16 protein-coding genes are annotated in these 14,352 nt (G+C 73.5%); 4 read left to right on the forward strand and 12 right to left on the reverse strand.

Annotated elements, in window-relative coordinates; genetic code table 11:
• Window positions 1–596 (reverse strand): aldo/keto reductase (locus tag IE249_RS36440; protein WP_308434314.1); only part of this gene is annotated, 596 nt, incomplete at its 3' end.
• Between the two features lie 128 nt (window positions 597–724).
• Between IE249_RS36440 and IE249_RS06415 the strand changes: the two genes are divergently transcribed.
• Both IE249_RS06415 and IE249_RS06420 read left to right on the forward strand, forming a co-directional pair.
• Window positions 725–1,624 carry a LysR family transcriptional regulator gene (locus IE249_RS06415; RefSeq protein ID WP_189703786.1) on the forward strand — a complete coding sequence of 300 codons (900 nt, stop codon included), beginning with the start codon at window positions 725–727 and terminating at the stop codon, window positions 1,622–1,624.
• 62 nt (window positions 1,625–1,686) lie between these two features.
• Window positions 1,687–2,202: a mycothiol transferase gene (locus IE249_RS06420; RefSeq protein ID WP_189703787.1), complete on the forward strand. Its 516-nt coding sequence runs from the start codon at window positions 1,687–1,689 to the stop codon at window positions 2,200–2,202.
• Here IE249_RS06420 and IE249_RS06425 read toward each other — a convergent pair.
• The 4 genes from IE249_RS06425 to IE249_RS06440 all read right to left on the reverse strand — a co-directional run bounded on the left by IE249_RS06425 (window position 2,184) and on the right by IE249_RS06440 (window position 5,167).
• Window positions 2,184–3,269 carry an adenosine deaminase gene (locus IE249_RS06425; RefSeq protein WP_189703788.1) on the reverse strand — a complete coding sequence of 362 codons (1,086 nt, stop codon included), beginning with the start codon at window positions 3,267–3,269 and terminating at the stop codon, window positions 2,184–2,186. The genes IE249_RS06420 and IE249_RS06425 overlap by 19 nt on opposite strands.
• A 95-nt stretch (window positions 3,270–3,364) precedes the next feature.
• Complete coding sequence (locus tag IE249_RS06430) at window positions 3,365–3,760, reverse strand: VOC family protein (RefSeq protein ID WP_189703789.1); 396 nt, start codon at window positions 3,758–3,760, stop codon at window positions 3,365–3,367.
• Window positions 3,761–3,869: 109 nt separating this feature from the next.
• A complete protein-coding gene (locus IE249_RS06435) occupies window positions 3,870–4,799 on the reverse strand; it encodes a M48 family metalloprotease (protein ID WP_189703790.1) in 930 nt (309 codons plus the stop codon).
• Window positions 4,796–5,167: a BlaI/MecI/CopY family transcriptional regulator gene (locus IE249_RS06440; RefSeq protein ID WP_189703791.1), complete on the reverse strand. Its 372-nt coding sequence runs from the start codon at window positions 5,165–5,167 to the stop codon at window positions 4,796–4,798. Before IE249_RS06440 ends, IE249_RS06435 begins: the two co-directional genes overlap by 4 nt.
• 168 nt (window positions 5,168–5,335) lie before the next feature.
• Here IE249_RS06440 and IE249_RS06445 point away from each other — a divergent pair, with 168 nt between their 5' ends.
• Window positions 5,336–6,052: a dienelactone hydrolase family protein gene (locus IE249_RS06445; protein ID WP_189703792.1), complete on the forward strand. Its 717-nt coding sequence runs from the start codon at window positions 5,336–5,338 to the stop codon at window positions 6,050–6,052.
• A 28-nt stretch (window positions 6,053–6,080) separates the two neighbouring features.
• On the opposite strand, the gene IE249_RS06450 is transcribed toward IE249_RS06445, so the two are convergent.
• The 4 genes from IE249_RS06450 to IE249_RS06465 all read right to left on the reverse strand — a co-directional run bounded on the left by IE249_RS06450 (window position 6,081) and on the right by IE249_RS06465 (window position 10,194).
• Entirely contained in the window at window positions 6,081–7,451 is a 1,371-nt protein-coding gene (locus IE249_RS06450; RefSeq protein WP_189703793.1) for a phosphoinositide-specific phospholipase C-related protein, read from the reverse strand.
• An 81-nt stretch (window positions 7,452–7,532) separates the two neighbouring features.
• The gene (locus IE249_RS06455) at window positions 7,533–8,426 is read right to left on the reverse strand and encodes a glycoside hydrolase family 19 protein (protein ID WP_189703794.1); all 894 of its coding nucleotides are present in this window, start codon (window positions 8,424–8,426) and stop codon (window positions 7,533–7,535) included.
• Window positions 8,427–8,578: 152 nt separating this feature from the next.
• On the reverse strand, window positions 8,579–9,838 hold the full coding sequence (locus IE249_RS06460) for an RNA polymerase sigma factor (protein ID WP_189703795.1): 1,260 nt from the start codon (window positions 9,836–9,838) through the stop codon (window positions 8,579–8,581).
• Window positions 9,838–10,194, reverse strand: coding sequence for a YciI family protein (locus tag IE249_RS06465; RefSeq protein ID WP_189704173.1), 357 nt, complete (start codon window positions 10,192–10,194; stop codon window positions 9,838–9,840). Before IE249_RS06465 ends, IE249_RS06460 begins: the two co-directional genes overlap by 1 nt.
• 98 nt (window positions 10,195–10,292) lie before the next feature.
• Here IE249_RS06465 and IE249_RS06470 point away from each other — a divergent pair, with 98 nt between their 5' ends.
• The gene (locus tag IE249_RS06470) at window positions 10,293–11,345 is read left to right on the forward strand and encodes an acyl-CoA dehydrogenase family protein (RefSeq protein WP_189703796.1); all 1,053 of its coding nucleotides are present in this window, start codon (window positions 10,293–10,295) and stop codon (window positions 11,343–11,345) included.
• A gap of 33 nt (window positions 11,346–11,378) precedes the next feature.
• Here the strand turns inward: IE249_RS06470 and IE249_RS06475 are convergent, their stop codons facing one another.
• The 3 genes from IE249_RS06475 to IE249_RS06485 form a co-directional block, all read right to left on the reverse strand.
• Window positions 11,379–11,543 (reverse strand): DUF8839 family protein, encoded by a 165-nt coding sequence (locus tag IE249_RS06475; RefSeq protein ID WP_189703797.1) that lies wholly within the window; start codon window positions 11,541–11,543, stop codon window positions 11,379–11,381.
• Between the two features lie 117 nt (window positions 11,544–11,660).
• The gene (locus IE249_RS06480; RefSeq protein WP_189703798.1) at window positions 11,661–13,751 is read right to left on the reverse strand and encodes an MMPL family transporter; all 2,091 of its coding nucleotides are present in this window, start codon (window positions 13,749–13,751) and stop codon (window positions 11,661–11,663) included.
• Window positions 13,752–13,882: 131 nt separating this feature from the next.
• Entirely contained in the window at window positions 13,883–14,317 is a 435-nt protein-coding gene (locus IE249_RS06485; RefSeq protein ID WP_373304358.1) for a MarR family winged helix-turn-helix transcriptional regulator, read from the reverse strand.
• Between the last annotated feature and the right edge of the window lie 35 nt (window positions 14,318–14,352).

Consider the following 14,352-nt stretch of genomic DNA (forward strand, 5'->3'; position numbering starts at 1 on the left):
TCCAGCATCGAGTAGCGCGGCTGGTGGATCAGCAGCGGGGTGCCGAGGCCGGCCAGGATCCGGGCGGCCTCGCGGGTCTGCTCCGGGGAGTAGTTGGAGACGCCGACGTAGAGCGCCTTGCCCTGCTGGACCGCCGAGTGCAGGGCGCCCATCGTCTCCTCGAGGGGAGTGTCCGGGTCGGGGCGGTGGGAGTAGAAGATGTCGACGTACTCCAGGCCCATGCGCTTCAGGCTCTGGTCGAGCGAGGACAACAGGTACTTGCGGGAGCCCCACTCGCCGTACGGGCCCGGCCACATCGGATAGCCCGCCTTGGTGGAGATCACCAGCTCGTCCCGGTACGGCGCGAAGTCCGCCGCGAGCGCCTCGCCGAGCGCGGACTCGGCGGCGCCGGGCGGCGGGCCGTAGTTGTTGGCGAGGTCGAAGTGGGTGACGCCCAGGTCGAAGGCGCGGCGCAGGATGGCGCGCTGGGTCTCCACCGGTCGGTCGGGCCCGAAGTTGTGCCACAGGCCGAGCGACAGCGCGGGGAGCTTCAGGCCGCTGCGCCCGGTGCGCCGGTAGGGCATCTCGGCATAGCGGTCGGGGTGGGCGGTGTGCAACGCGACTCCATGAGGGGTTGGCGGTGGGCGGCCGGCCCGGCGGAACCGGCGTCCCCACTCTGCCGCCACCTGCGTGCAGTGGTCCAACAGGAGAATCCGATGGAATTCAACGACTAGGCTTCTCAGTCATGGAACTGCGTCATCTCCAGCACTTCGTCGCCGTCGCCGAGGACCGCCACTTCACCCGGGCGGCCGAACGGCTGATGGTGTCCCAGTCGGGTCTGTCGGCGTCCATCCGGGCGCTGGAGAGGGAGTTGCAGACACCGCTGTTCGTGCGCACCACGCGCCGGGTGACGCTCACCGAGGCCGGGCGCGCGCTGCTCGGCGAGGCCGAGCGCGTCCTCGCCCAGGTGCGGGCGGCGCACGAGGCGGTGGCGGCGGTGCAGGGCGTGCTGCGCGGCACTCTGTCGCTGGGCACCGAGCAGTGCATAGCGGGTGTGCACGTGGCCGGGCTGCTGGCCGCCTTCCGGCGCCGCCATCCGGACGTGGAGATCAGGCTGCGGCAGGCGGGCTCCGGCGCGCTGGCGGAGGAGGTCGCGGCCGGCCGGCTGGACCTGGCGTTCGCCTACCGGACCCGGGCGGACACCGATCTGCTGCGCTCGGTGGGACTGACCAGCGAGCCGATGACGGTGCTGTGCCACCCGGAACACCCGCTCGCGGCGCGCGGCGCGGCCGTCACGCCCGGGGACCTCGGCGGCGAGGTCTTCGTCGACTTCCATCCGGACTGGGGGCCGCGCCGCACCACCGACGCGGCCTTCGCCGCCGCGGGCGTACGGCGCACGGTGGCGCTGGAGGTCAACGACGTGCACAGTCTGCTCGACCTGGTCGACGAGAACCTCGGCGTCGCGGTCGTGCCCCAGCACTTCCGGCACAAGCGGCCCTCGCTCACGCCGCTGCCCCTCAAAGGCACCGGCGAGGCGGAGTACGAGACCGTCGCGCTGCTGCCGACCGAACGGGCCACCAGCCCGGCGGCGCGCGCCCTGATGACCCTGCTCACGAGCCAGGACGAGGATACGGAACAGCCTTAGGAAGGGGCACCCGAGCGGGTGTCCCGGCCGCACGGCGCGCGGCGATGCGCGATGGTGGACGTATGCATGCGAAGGACATCCTCATCGACGGCTACGGCCGCATCCGGGAAGAAGTCCACGCCGTCGTCGACGGCCTGACGGCCGAGCAGCTCAACGCCCGCCCCGCCGCCGGCGCGAACTCCGTCTCCTGGCTCCTGTGGCACCTCACCCGCGTCCAGGACGACCACGTGGCCGGCGCGTTCGGCCTGGAACAGGTGTGGCTCGCGCGGGACTGGGAGAAGCGCTTCGGCCTCGGCCTCGGCCGCCGCGAGACGGGCTACGGGCACAGCGCGGCCAAGGTCGCCAAGGTGCGGGTCGACTCCGGCGACCTGCTGACCGGCTACTACGACGCGGTGCACGAGCAGACCCTCGGGGCCCTGCGGCAGCTCGCCGCCAAGGACCTCGAGCGTGTCGTGGACGAGCGCTGGGACCCGCCGGTCACCCTGGGCGTGCGCCTGGTGAGCGTCCTGTCCGACGATCTCCAGCACGTCGGACAGGCCGCCTACGTCCGGGGGCTCCTTCAGAGCGCGGACTCGTAACCCGGCAGGACCACGTCCCGCAGCAGGGCGTTGCGCTCGTCGAAGGGGATGAACGCGCTCTTGACCGCGTTCACCGTGACCGTGCGCAGGTCCGCCACGGTCCAGCCGGCCTGCTCGACGAGCAGGGACATCTCCCGGGTCATCGTGGTGCCGGACACCAGGCGGTTGTCGGTGTTGAGGGTGACCCGGAAGCCGAGGTCCTTCAGCGCGGTGACGGGGTGCTCGGCGATCGAAGTGGCGGCCCCGGTCTGGAGGTTGGAGGTCGGGCACATCTCCAGGGCGATACGGCGGTCGCGCACCCAGCCGGCCAGCCGGCCGAGCTTGCCGTCGACGATGTCCTCGGTGATGCGCACGCCGTGCCCGATGCGCTGGGCGCCGCACACCTGGAGCGCCTGGTGGATGCTGGGCAGGCCGTGGGCCTCGCCGGCGTGGATGGTGAACGGCACGCTCTCGCGCCGCAGGTGCTCGAAGGCGGCGAGGTGGTCGGCGGGCGGGAAGCCGTCCTCGGCGCCCGCGATGTCGAAGCCGACGACGCCGGCGTCGCGGAACGCCACCGCGAGGCCGGCGATCTCCCGGGTGCGGTCGAACATCCGCATGCCGCACAGCAGGGTGCCGACGCGGACCGGGGTGCCGGCGGCGGCCGCCTTCGCCATGCCGGCGGCCAGCCCCTCCTGGACGGTGGCGACGACCTCGTCGAGGGTGAGCCCGCCGTTGACCATGAGCTCGGGGGCGTAGCGGACCTCGCCGTAGACGACGCCGTCCGCGGCGAGGTCGAGGACGTACTCCTCGGCGGTGCGCAGCAGCCCCTCGCGGGTCTGCATGACGGCGAGGGTGTGCTCGAAGGTCGCTATGTAGCGGACCAGGTCGCCGGAGTCCGCGGCCTCGACGTACCAGGCGGCGAGCTCGTCGGGGTCGGTGGTGGGCAGGGTGTGGCCGACCGCGTCCGCGAGCTCGATGACGGTGGCGGGGCGCAGGCCGCCGTCGAGGTGGTCGTGCAGCACGGCCTTGGGGAGCCGGCGGATGGTGTCCGTGTCGATGCGGGCGTCGGTGCGCGGGGCGGCGGTCATGTGCGGTGTTTCCTCGGCGGTGGCGTGCCGGTCCCGGTCGGGACCCGGCGGTGGATGTCAGGGGGCGGCGGTGGATGTCGGGACGGCGGTGGATGTCAGCAGGTGGCGGGCTGGAGCAGGTCCCAGCGGTTGCCGTGGAGGTCCTGGAAGACGGCGACGGTGCCGTACGGCTCGTGCCTCGGCTCCTCCAGGAAGGTCACGCCCGCCGCCCGCATCCGGGCGTGGTCGGCGGCGAAGTCGTCGGTGTGCAGGAAGAACCCGACGCGTCCGCCGGTCTGGTCGCCGATCCTGGCCCGCTGGTCCTCCCCCTTGGCGCGGGCGAGCAGCAGCGCGGTGCCGTCCTGGCCGGGGCCCGGCGCGACGACGACCCACCGGGAGCCGTCCGGGCGCGGGGTGTCCTCGGCGAGCCGGAATCCGAGGGCCCCGGTGTAGAAGCGGATCGCCTCGTCGTAGTCGTCGACGACGAGGGTGACCAGGGCGATGCGTCTCATCAGGGCCTTCCGGGACGGGCGATTGACGGGTGAGGTTATACGTAAAACCTGCGTCGCGCCAGTCAGCCCCGGAGCAGGGACCGATCGTGGAACGAGCCGCCCGGGAGGGTCAGCGGGACTCTTCGCCCTGTGCGATCTCCACCCGGTGGTGGAAGTCGAGGACACCGGTGGCCGAGGAGGCGAAGGAGACGGCCGCGCAGGCCACCAGCAGCGCGGCGATCCAGGCCGCGGCGGGCCGGGGCACGTGGGGCGCGGCCAGCAGCGCCTTGACACGGTGCGGTACGGGTCCGGAGGTGGCGGCGGGGGCGAGGTCGGGGCGTACCGAGCGGGCGTCCTGGCCGGCCAGGGCGGCGCGGGCGATCGCGCGTGCGGTCAGCCGGCGGTCGCCGACGGCCGCGGCGGCGGCCTCGTCGGCGGCGCGCTCGGCTGCCAGGCGGATGGTGCCGCGGACCCGGCGGAGCGCGGGGTGGCAGTGCGCGGCCAGCTCGGCGGCGGCGAGGAAGTAGTGGTGGCCGCCGCGGTTGTGCGCCCGCTCGTGGGCGAAGAGGGCCTCGCGCTCGGCCACGTCGAGGCTGCGCAGCATGGCCGTGGTGACGACGATGCGGTGGGGGCGGCCGGGGAGGGCGTAGGCGTCCGGGTGCGGGGAGTCGACGACGCACAGGTCGCCGGCGGCGGGGCGGCGGCAGGCCTCGGAGCGGGCGCTGCGGAAGGCGCGGAACTCGCGCAGGGCGGCGCGCGCGAGGGTGCCCGCGCACACGGCGAGGGCTCCGACGGAGACGGTCGCCGCCGGGACGACCACGAGGTCGGAGGCCGTGGGCAGGGGGTGGACGAGTTCGCCGAGCGCGGCGAAGACGGGCAGCTTGAGCAGGCCGGTGAGGACGAAGCCGCCGAGCGCGGCGAGGGAGCAGCCCGCGAGCACCACGGCGGAGACGGTGATCACCCACAGCGCGGTCACGGGCGCCAGCCGGTCCAGCGCGCGCCGGGCCAGTGCCGGTACGGCGAACGGCAGGAGCAGGGGCAGCAGCAGGAGCGCGGTCATCGCTCACCGGGTTCGAGCAGGTCGCGCAGGACGCGCTCGTCCTGGGGGCTGAGCTGGGCGACGAAACGGGCGAGCACCGTCTCGCGGTCGGTGTCGCGGTCGAGCTCGGAGTGCATCCGGCGGGCGGTCAGGCCGTGGGCGTCCTGTACGGGGTAGTAGGCGTAGCCGCGGCCCTGGCGGCTGCGCTCGACCACGCCCTTGTCGTGCAGCCGGGTCAGGATGGTGGTCACCGTCGTACGGGCCAGCCCGGCGCCGAGGCCGCGCTGGACCTGACCGGGGGTACGCGGCGCGCCGGCGGCCCACAGGACGGCCATGACACTGGCCTCCAGCTCGCCGGCCGGTCTGCGCTCGTCCTTCGCGTCGGTCATGGGAACGTCCCTCACCCCGTCCTCGCCCACGGTCACCGTCCAGCGGGCCGTCCGTCTACACGAGTGTAGTCAGGCCCGGTGTGCACCGGCCGCGCGCGGCCGCGCCGGCACACCCATTATGGGAGAGCCCGTTCGGTGGGGCCCTCCCAGTCCGCAGGAGCCGATGTCATGCCCGAGCAGCCGAAGCCCGCCGAGACCCCGGCCCGCCAGAACGTGACCTTCCCGAGCGCGGGCGCCACCGCCCACGGCTACCTCGCAGTGCCGCCGTCGGGCCGGGGGCCGGGTGTCCTGCTCGTCCAGGAGTGGTGGGGGCTGACCGACCACATCGCCGAGGTCGCGGACCGGCTGGCCGCGGAGGGCTTCGTCGTGCTGGCCCCGGACCTGTACGGCGGGAGCGTGGCGCACGACGCCGAGGAGGCCCGGCGGATGATGCGCGCCCTGCCGGTCGCCCGCGGGGTCGAACTGCTCGCCGGCGCGGTCGGCCACCTGCTGTCGCTGCCGGAGGTCACCTCCGCCTCGGCCGGCGCGGTCGGCTTCTGCATGGGCGGCGGCTTCGTGCTGTACCTGGCCGCGGTGGAGCCCAGGGTGAGCGCGGCGGTGCCGTTCTACGGGGTGATCCGTGACGAGCTCCCGGACTTCTCCCGGCTGCGGGCGCACATCCTCGGCCACTACGGTGAGCGGGACCGCAGCATCACGCCGCAGCGGGTGGAGGAACTGCGCGAGACCATCCACCGCCAGTCGGGCCTCTGCCCCGACTTCCGCATGTACCCGGCCGGCCACGCCTTCTTCAACGACCACCGCCCGACCCACCACCCCGAAGCGGCATCGGACGCCTGGCACAGCACGATCACCTTCCTCCACGACCACCTGGACCCCCGGCCGTGACCGGGGGCCCGGCGCTCACGCGTCCCGCTTACGGATACGTGTAGGTGTTCAGCGTGTCGACCGCGGAGGCGGGGTCGCCCAGGTCGTATCGGTCCACTGCCAGGAAGTTGGGCTTCTTGCGGGCGGCGGGTTCGCAGAAGCGGCGGGCGCGGTCGGCGAGTTTGGTGTTGTCGGTCTGTGCGGTGCCGGAGATCGTGACGTCACGGAAGTGGTTCATCACGAACAGCGGGCGGAAGCCCGGTTCGGTGCGGGTGAGCGGGATGTTCGTGTCGGCGCCGTACCAGCGGCTGTAGCAGGACCAGTCGGAGGAGCCGAGGCCGGACCCCATCGACCAGTAGTTCTCGACGGTCCACTCGCGCTGGTACATCACGCCGAAGCTGTCCCGGGTCAGGCCCGCGGCCTCGTCGGCGGAGCGGCTGTGGTCGGTGAAGATCAGCAGCCGGTGGCCGGCCGCGGTCAGGTCGGCCAGCTTCGGCCAGCCGTTCTGCCGCACACCGGTCAGATCGGGGCGGTAGAGCACGTCGGACAGGCCGCTGACGCGGGCGAGTTCGGAGCGCAGGACGCCGGGGTCGACGTAGTCCTCGAGGAAGACGGTGACGAACTGGTCCGGATGCGCCTTGAGGAAGTTCACCATGCGCTGGATGTCGACCCAGAGGGCGACCGGTCTGCTCACCAGGGTGCAGCTGTCGTGGCACAGGATCGCACCGTCGGGCGTCTGGTGGATGTCGAGCATGAATCCCCGGACGCCGTCGGTGAGCTGGCGGTCGATGCCCCGGGTCTGGTTGGGGAAGAAGTTGACGAAGGGCGGGGCGAAGCCTCCGTCGACCCCGTTGGCGTAGGCGTTGTGGGCGGTGAGGAAGGTGACCTGGTCCAGCGTGCGCTGGTCGGCCGGCGGCATGGGAGGGGTGACCGGGGTCACCGGGGTGAGGTACCAGGCGGCGAGGTCCGGTGAGGAGCCGATGGCCAGCTGGGCCGGGTAGTTGGCGCCGGACGGTTTGGCGGCGACGGTGAGCCGGCGGTCGCTGCCGGGCACCTTCAGGGTGTACTGGTCGGCCCCGGCGTCGCTGATGTCCCAGAGCGCGTCGGCGGCCGAGCAGTCGACGGTGCGCGCCTGGTCGCCCGAACGGCCGAGGCAGTTGCCCGCGGTGTCGGCGTTCTCCAGCACGTACGAGGATCCGGCGGCCCGGAGGTTCCACTGCTGGTGGTCCTCGTCGCCCTTGGGGTTGTGCTGTTCGACGGCGCCGCCTGCGGCGGCCGCGTTCAGACCGGTGGTGGCACTCTGCACGTAGTAGGCCCCGGCGGCCGGAACGGCGGTCGCGCCGGCGGCGGGAGCGGGGGGCGCCACGACCGCGGCGGCCAGGGCCGCGGTCGTGGCGAGCAGGGCATGGGGGGTGCGCATGGCGGTGTGCCCTTCGTCCGTACGGAATGACGACGACCTGCCGGGTGGCAGGTGCATGACACCATGCCGTACGCACGCGGGTCAGCAGTAGAGGTTGCCGCCCGGTGAAACCCCGAGGATCTGCGTGAACCTCTGGTAGGCGTCGACGCGGCTCTGCACCTGCGCAGGGTTCCTGCCGTCGCACTCCAGGGAGCCGTTGATGCTGCGGATGGTCTGGCCGAACCCTGCCTGGTTCACCATCGCGTTGTGCGGGGTCATGGAACCGGGGCCGGACTGCGTGTTCCAGTACCACAGGCCGGTCTTCCAGGCCACGGCGGAGTCGTTCTGCACCAGCCAGGGGTTGTTGAGCAGGTCGATGCCGAGCGCGTCACCGGCGGCCTTGTAGTTGAAGTTCCAGCTCAGCTGGATCGGACCGCGCCCGTAGTAGGCGGACTGACCGGCGGGACAGCCGTACGGCCGGCTCCAGTCGCAGTAGTGCGAGTAGTTGGCGGTGTTCTGCTCCACCACGTACACCAGACCGCCGGTCTCGTGACTGACGTTGGCGAGGAAGGCCGCCGCCTCCTGCTTGCGCACGGTGTCGCTGCCGGTGTTGGCGAAGCCTGGGTAGGCGCTGAGCGCGGCGGTCAGCCCGCTGTAGGTGTAGAACGAGTTCCGGTTCGGGAACATCTGGTCGAACTGGGCCTCGCTGACCACGAATCCGGACGGGTTGCCGTTGCCGGAGCCGCTGTCGCAGGAGTAGGGGTCCCAGTACCAGGTGCTGATGGTGGGGTCGTAGCCCGGGTTGTCGTGCTCGGCCATGTACGCCCTGCCGTCCGTGTAACGGACGACGTCACCGGTGCGGTAGGACTTCCCGGCCACCCAGTTGGGGTAGCTCGAGCAGGAGGCCGCCGAGGCGTGGGCGGCCGGCAGGACCAGGGGGACGGCGCTGCCGATCAGGAGCGCGGTGAGCGCGGCGGAGACGTGTCGTCCTGACACTGGATCAACTCCTTTGCGGTCCACGGCCGCACCCGGGAAAGGGCGGGGGAAACCGCGCCCCGGCGCGCGTGCGGGTGGTACCGGACACGACGTGGGGGGGCGGCCGCGGTGGGGGGTGTGAGGCCACACTCAACCGCATTGGTCTGTACCAGTCAAGGCCGCAGGCCGGCCAACTCCCGGGTTAGATAAGCGCGTTCGGCCGGGCTCGGGCTCAGGGCGAGGGCCGCCTCGTAGGCCCGTACGGCCTCGCCGGGGCGGCCGAGGCGGCGCAGCAGGCTCGCGCGGACGGCGTGGAAGACGTGATAGCCGTCGAGTTCCAGCCCGTCCACCAGATCGAGGGCCGGGCCGGGGCCCTCGGTCTCGGCGACCGCCACCGCCCGGTTCAGCGCGACGACCGGACTCGGCGCGAGCGCCATGAGGTGGTCGTACAGCCGCAGGATCTGACCCCAGTCGGTGGCCCCGGCGGCCGGCGCGTCACTGTGCACCGCGTGGATCGCGGCCTGGATCTGGTACGGCCCCGGCCGGTCCCGGCGCAGACAGCGGCGGACGAGCTCCTGTCCTTCGGCGATCATGTCCCGGTCCCAGCGCGCGCGGTCCTGCTCCGGCAGCGGGACCAGCTCACCGCCGCGGCCCTCGCGGGCGGGGCGGCGCGACTCGACGAGCAGCATCAGCGCCAGCAGTCCGGTCACCTCGGGCTCGTCCGGCATCAGTTCGGACAGCAGCCGGCCCAGGCGCAGGGCCTCGGCGCACAGCTCCCCCGTGCCGGTGCAGCCCTCGTTGAAGATCAGGTAGATGACGGCCAGGACGCCGCCGAGGCGGTCCGGCAGGTCGGCGTCGCGCGGCACGCGGTACGGGATGCCCGCGGCGCGGATCTTGGCCTTGGCCCGCACGATCCGCTGGGCCAGCGTCGGCTCGGGCACCAGGAAGGCGCGGGCGATCTGCGCCGTCGTCAGGCCGCCGAGCAACCGAAGGGTGAGCGCCACCCGGGAGCGCATGGCGAGCGCCGGGTGGCAGCAGGTGAAGATCAGGCGGAGCCGGTCGTCGCGCACGGGTCCCTCCTCGTCCTGCCCGGGGTCCGGCCCCGCCGTCGCGCCCTCCGCCCCGCCCGCCGCCCCGCCCGTCGCCGCACCGGTTCCGTGCAGGCGGGCCGCCTCGGCGTGGCGGGCGTCCCGCGAGGACTCGCGGCGCAGCCGGTCGACGGCGCGGTTGCGCGCGGTGGTGATGATCCAGCCGGCCGGGCTCGGCGGCACTCCGGTCCGCGGCCACCTCTCCAGCGCCGTGGCGAAGGCGTCCTGGACCGCTTCCTCGGCGAGATCGATGTCGCCGAGGAAGCGGACGAGGACGGAGACCGCCCGGCCGTACTCGGCGCGGAAGACGGCCTCGACGTCGCCGGCGCCGGGCGGTGCGGGCATCAGTCCTCGGCCGTGTGAAGGAACGGCCGCACCTCGATGGGCAGCGTGGTGGCCCGGCCCGCCTTGCGCCCCCACTCCAGGGCCGCGTCCAGGTCGGGCGCCTTGATCAGGCACAGGCCGCCCAGGTACTCCTTGCCCTCGGCGTAGGGCCCGTCCGTGATCAGCACGTCCTCGCCCTTGGGCCGCAGCACGGTCGCGGTCTCCGGGCCGTGCAGCCCGCCCGCGAACACCCAGGCCCCGGCCTCGCGCAGCTCCTGGTGGAAGGCCTCGACGTTGCCCATGATCTCCGCGAGCGCCTCCGCCGAGGGCGGGGCACCCTCGCTCGGCTGGATCACGCTGAGCAGGTAGTACTTCATGACGTCCTCCTTGGCGTCGTACCGTTGTCCCACCTCCTACACGAACGGCACACCCCCGCATCGACACCTCGCCCGGCCGGATCGGCAGAATCTTTCCCATGACCTCTGACGCGCACCCCCTCGTCGACCGCGCCCGGCGCCTCGCCACGGACCTGCTCGCGCCGGCGGCGGAACGCGTCGACCAGGAGGGCCTGCCGGCCGGTCACATCCGGGCCGTACGGGAGTCGGGGCTGCTCGGGCTCAACGCGCCGGTGGAGTACGGCGGTTCGGCGGCGCCCTCGGCCGTGGGGCGGGAGACGGCGGAGATTCTCGCGGGGGCGTGCTGCTCCACCTGGTTCGTGATCACCCAGCACTACACCCCGGTCAAGCTCCTCGTCGACGCCCCGCCGCCCGTCCGCGAGCGGCTGCTGCGCCCGCTGGCGAGGGGCGAACTGCTCGCGGGGATCGCCTACGCCCACGTCCGCGCGTTCCCCAGGGTGCCGGTGCGGGCCGTGCCGGAGCGCGGCGGCTGGCGCTTCGAGGGCACGGTGCCCTGGTACACGGGCTGGGGGCTGAACGACGTGATGCTGCTCGCCGGGGTCACGGACGACGCCGAGGTCGTGTTCGCGTTCGCCGAGGCGCGCGAGCAGCCGGGGCTGCGCCCGTCGCCGCCGCTGCGGCTCGCCGCGCTGAGCGCCACCCGCACGGTGTCGCTGGAGCTCGACGGCCTGTGGCTGCCCGGGGACGCGGTCGTGCTGCGCACTTTGCAGGAGCGGTTCGCCCTCGTGGACCGGCCGCGCAACACCAACGCCTCCCCCGCGGTCTTCGGCGTCGCCGGCGCCGCGCTCGCGCTGCTCGACGAGGCGCCCGGAGCCGAGGCCGCCGGAACAGCCAGGTCGCTGCGGGCCCGCCTGGAGGAGGTCCGGGAACGGGCCTACGCCCTGTGGGACCACCCGGTACCGCATGAACGCGTCGAGGAACGGCTGGCGTTGAAGACACGGGCGTACGACCTGATGCGGGACGCCACCACCGCCGCGGTCGTGGCCGGCGGCGGCCGGTCCCTGGACCTGGCCGGCCGCGCGCAGCGGCTGGCCCGTGAGGGCATGTTCCTGCTGGTGCAGGGACAGACGGCCGAGGTGCGGCGGTTCCACCTCGGCCGTCTGGGCGGATGATGGGCGGCCCGCCCGGTCGGAGCGCCCCTTCGGTCAGTCGTCCTCGGCGGGCACCACCACGAGGAAGGCGTCCTCCCTCAGGTCCATCACCACGGTGGCGGGCTGGCCCTCCGCCCGCCGCCGCGCCGCGTACTCCTCCGCCGGCCAGGATCCGCGCGGAGCCCCCGCGGGGAACCGCTCCAGCACCTTCGCACCCATACCGGCACTCACCTCCGTGTCTCGTCGTCCGCGTTCGGCCCCGGCGGACGGTTTCCAGCGCTTACGAACCGCCTGCCCGCTGACCGCGGGACCATGTACGACCGCCGGTGCGGCGGCTCAGCGCGTCCCGCGTTCGCGGCTCAGCCGTCCCGGCCACCAGGCGGGTGCGCCGATGTCGCGGACCAGCGCCGGCACCAGCAGGGACCGCACCACCAGGGTGTCGAGCAGGACGCCGAAGGCCACGATGAACGCGATCTGCGCCAGGAAGGCCAGCGGGATGACCCCGAGGGCGGCGAAGGTGGCGGCCAGGACCACGCCCGCCGCGGTGATCACCCCGCCCGTGCTGACCAGGCCCCGCAGTACGCCCTCGCGCACGCCGTGCCGCAACGACTCCTCGCGCACCCGCGACATCAGGAAGATGTTGTAGTCGACGCCCAGCGCGACCAGGAAGACGAATCCGTACAGCGGCACCGACGGATCGGTGCCGTCGAAGCCGAACACGTGGTGGAACACGAGTGCCGAAACACCCAGCGTGGCGACGAAGTTGAGGGCCACGGTGGCGACCAGCAGCACGGGCGTGAGCAGCGAGCGCAGCAGCACGGTGAGGATGACGAGGATGATGGCGAGCACCACCGGGACGATGATCGCGCGGTCGCGCTCGGCGGTGCGCAGGGTGTCGTATCGCTGCGCGGTGTAGCCGCCGACCAGCGCGTGGGCTCCCGGCACCGCGTGCACCGCGGTGCGCAGCCGTGACACGGTCCGCTGGGCGGCGTCGCTGTCCGCGGCGTCGCTCAGGGTCACGTCGATCCGGGTCCGGCCGCCGACGACGAGCGGGGTTCCGCCCGGCCGGCCGGTCTTCGAGACCCCGGCGGCGGAGGCGACGCCCTCGGTGCCGCGGGCCGCGGCGAGGACGTCCTCCAGATGGCCGGCGTCGGCGATGACGACGGCGGGGTCGCCCGCACCGCCGGGGAAGTGCCGGCCGAGCGTCCGCTGGGCGGCGACGGAGGGGGCGTCGTTGACGAACGTCTCCTCCAGCGGTACGCCCTTGGAGGCGAGCGTGGGCGCGAAGGCCGCGCAGGCCAGCAGCCCGGCTAGGGCGAGGGCCCACACCCGTCGCGGCGCCCGGTCCACCAGCCGGGCGACGCGCCGCCAGATGCCGTCGGCGTCCCGGCGGTCCCGCGCGCCGGGGCGGTGCCGCAGGGCGGGCCAGTAGGCGGCCCGGCCGAGCAGGACCAGCACGGCCGGCAGGAAGGTCAGGGCGCTGAGCGCCGCGCAGGCGATGCCGACCGCTCCGACCGGTCCGAGGGCGCGGTTGTTCGTCAGGTCGCTGATCAGCAGGGCGAGCAGGCCGAGGGCGACCGTGGCCGCGCTCGCGGTGACCGGGCCCCAGGACCTCCTCAGGGCAGCGCCGGCGGCGGCGAACCGGTCGTCGCGCGCGGTCAGTTCCTCGCGGTAGCGGGCGGTCAGCAGCAGCGCGTAGTCGGTGGCCGCGCCGATCACCAGGATGGAGAGAATGCCTTGAACCTGGCCGTCGACGCGCACCACGCCGTGCCGGGCGAGCGCGTAGACGACCGCGCAGGCCAGGCCGAGCGCGAACACGGCGCCGAGGATGACCACCAGCGGGAGCAGGACGCTGCGGTAGACCAGCAGCAGGATGACCAGCACGGTGGCCAGGGCGACGCCGAGGAGCAGTCCGTCGATGCCGGAGAAGGCGTCGGAGAGGTCGGCCTGGGTCGCGGCCGGACCGGCAAGCCGCACGGTGGTGCCGGGCACTCGGGCGGCGGCGTCCTTGATGCGGCCGAGGGTGTCCGGCAGCCGCTTGCCGAGGTCGGGCCGCACCTGCACGACGCCCTGGAGAGCCTTTCCGTCCGCCGAGAGCAGCGCGGGCGAGGGTCGGCCGGTCACGCCCGGCACGCCCGCCGTCGCGGCCAGGGCGCGGCCGGCCGCGTCCCTCCGGTCGCCCAGCGGGGTGTCCGGGGCGCCGGTCCAGACGACGATCACGGGCAGTGTCTCGCCCTGGCGAAAGGCGCTCTGCTCGGCGACGACCTCGGTGGACTCGGCGCTGCGGGGCAGGAAGGCGGCCTGGTCGTTGGTGGCCACCTCGCCGAGCCGGCCCGCGAAGGGGCCGAAGGCGCCGCCGATGCCGAGCCAGAGCGCGAGCAGGGCCAGCGGGAGCAGCCGCCGTGCCCCGCGGGTGGTGATGCGCATCGCTTCCTTCCCAGGCGGAGGAGCCGGATACCTCTATGAGAAAGTATCTTGATGATTGAGGTAATCGAGACTACCCGGGTCCGCGCTCCACACACCTGCGGCGCTCCGCACCACCGGCGCTCCGCACACCGTCAGCGCTCCGGGCCGCCCTCCAGCGAGAGTTCCTCGTTCATCGCGGTCAGGAAGCGCAGCACGACCGACAGTTCCTCGTCGGTGAACCGGGACCGCGCGGCCTCGGTCGCCCGGGCAAGGGGGCGGAAGTAGGCGCGGGCCGCCGAGCGCGCCTCGGCGGCGTAGTGCAGGTGGACCACGCGGCGGTCGGCGCTCTCCCGGACCCGGCGGATGTGCCCGGCGCGTTCGAGGCGGTCGACGCACGCGGTCACCGCGCCGGAGGTGAGTCCGAGGTGGACGGCCAGCCGGCTGGGGGTCATCGGCTCGTCGGCGTCCAGGATGGCGGCGAGGGCCTGCACGTCCGTGGGGTGCAGGCCCTGGTTGCCGGCGAATCCCTGCACCAGCCGGTTGATCTCGCCGTTCATCCGCCGCAACCGTACGGCGAAGGCCCGCAGGCCGGCCGCCGCGTGCTCGGGGTCGTCTGCTGTGG

This window comes from Streptomyces anandii JCM 4720 (genome assembly GCF_014650655.1).
Lineage (GTDB): Bacteria > Actinomycetota > Actinomycetes > Streptomycetales > Streptomycetaceae > Streptomyces > Streptomyces anandii.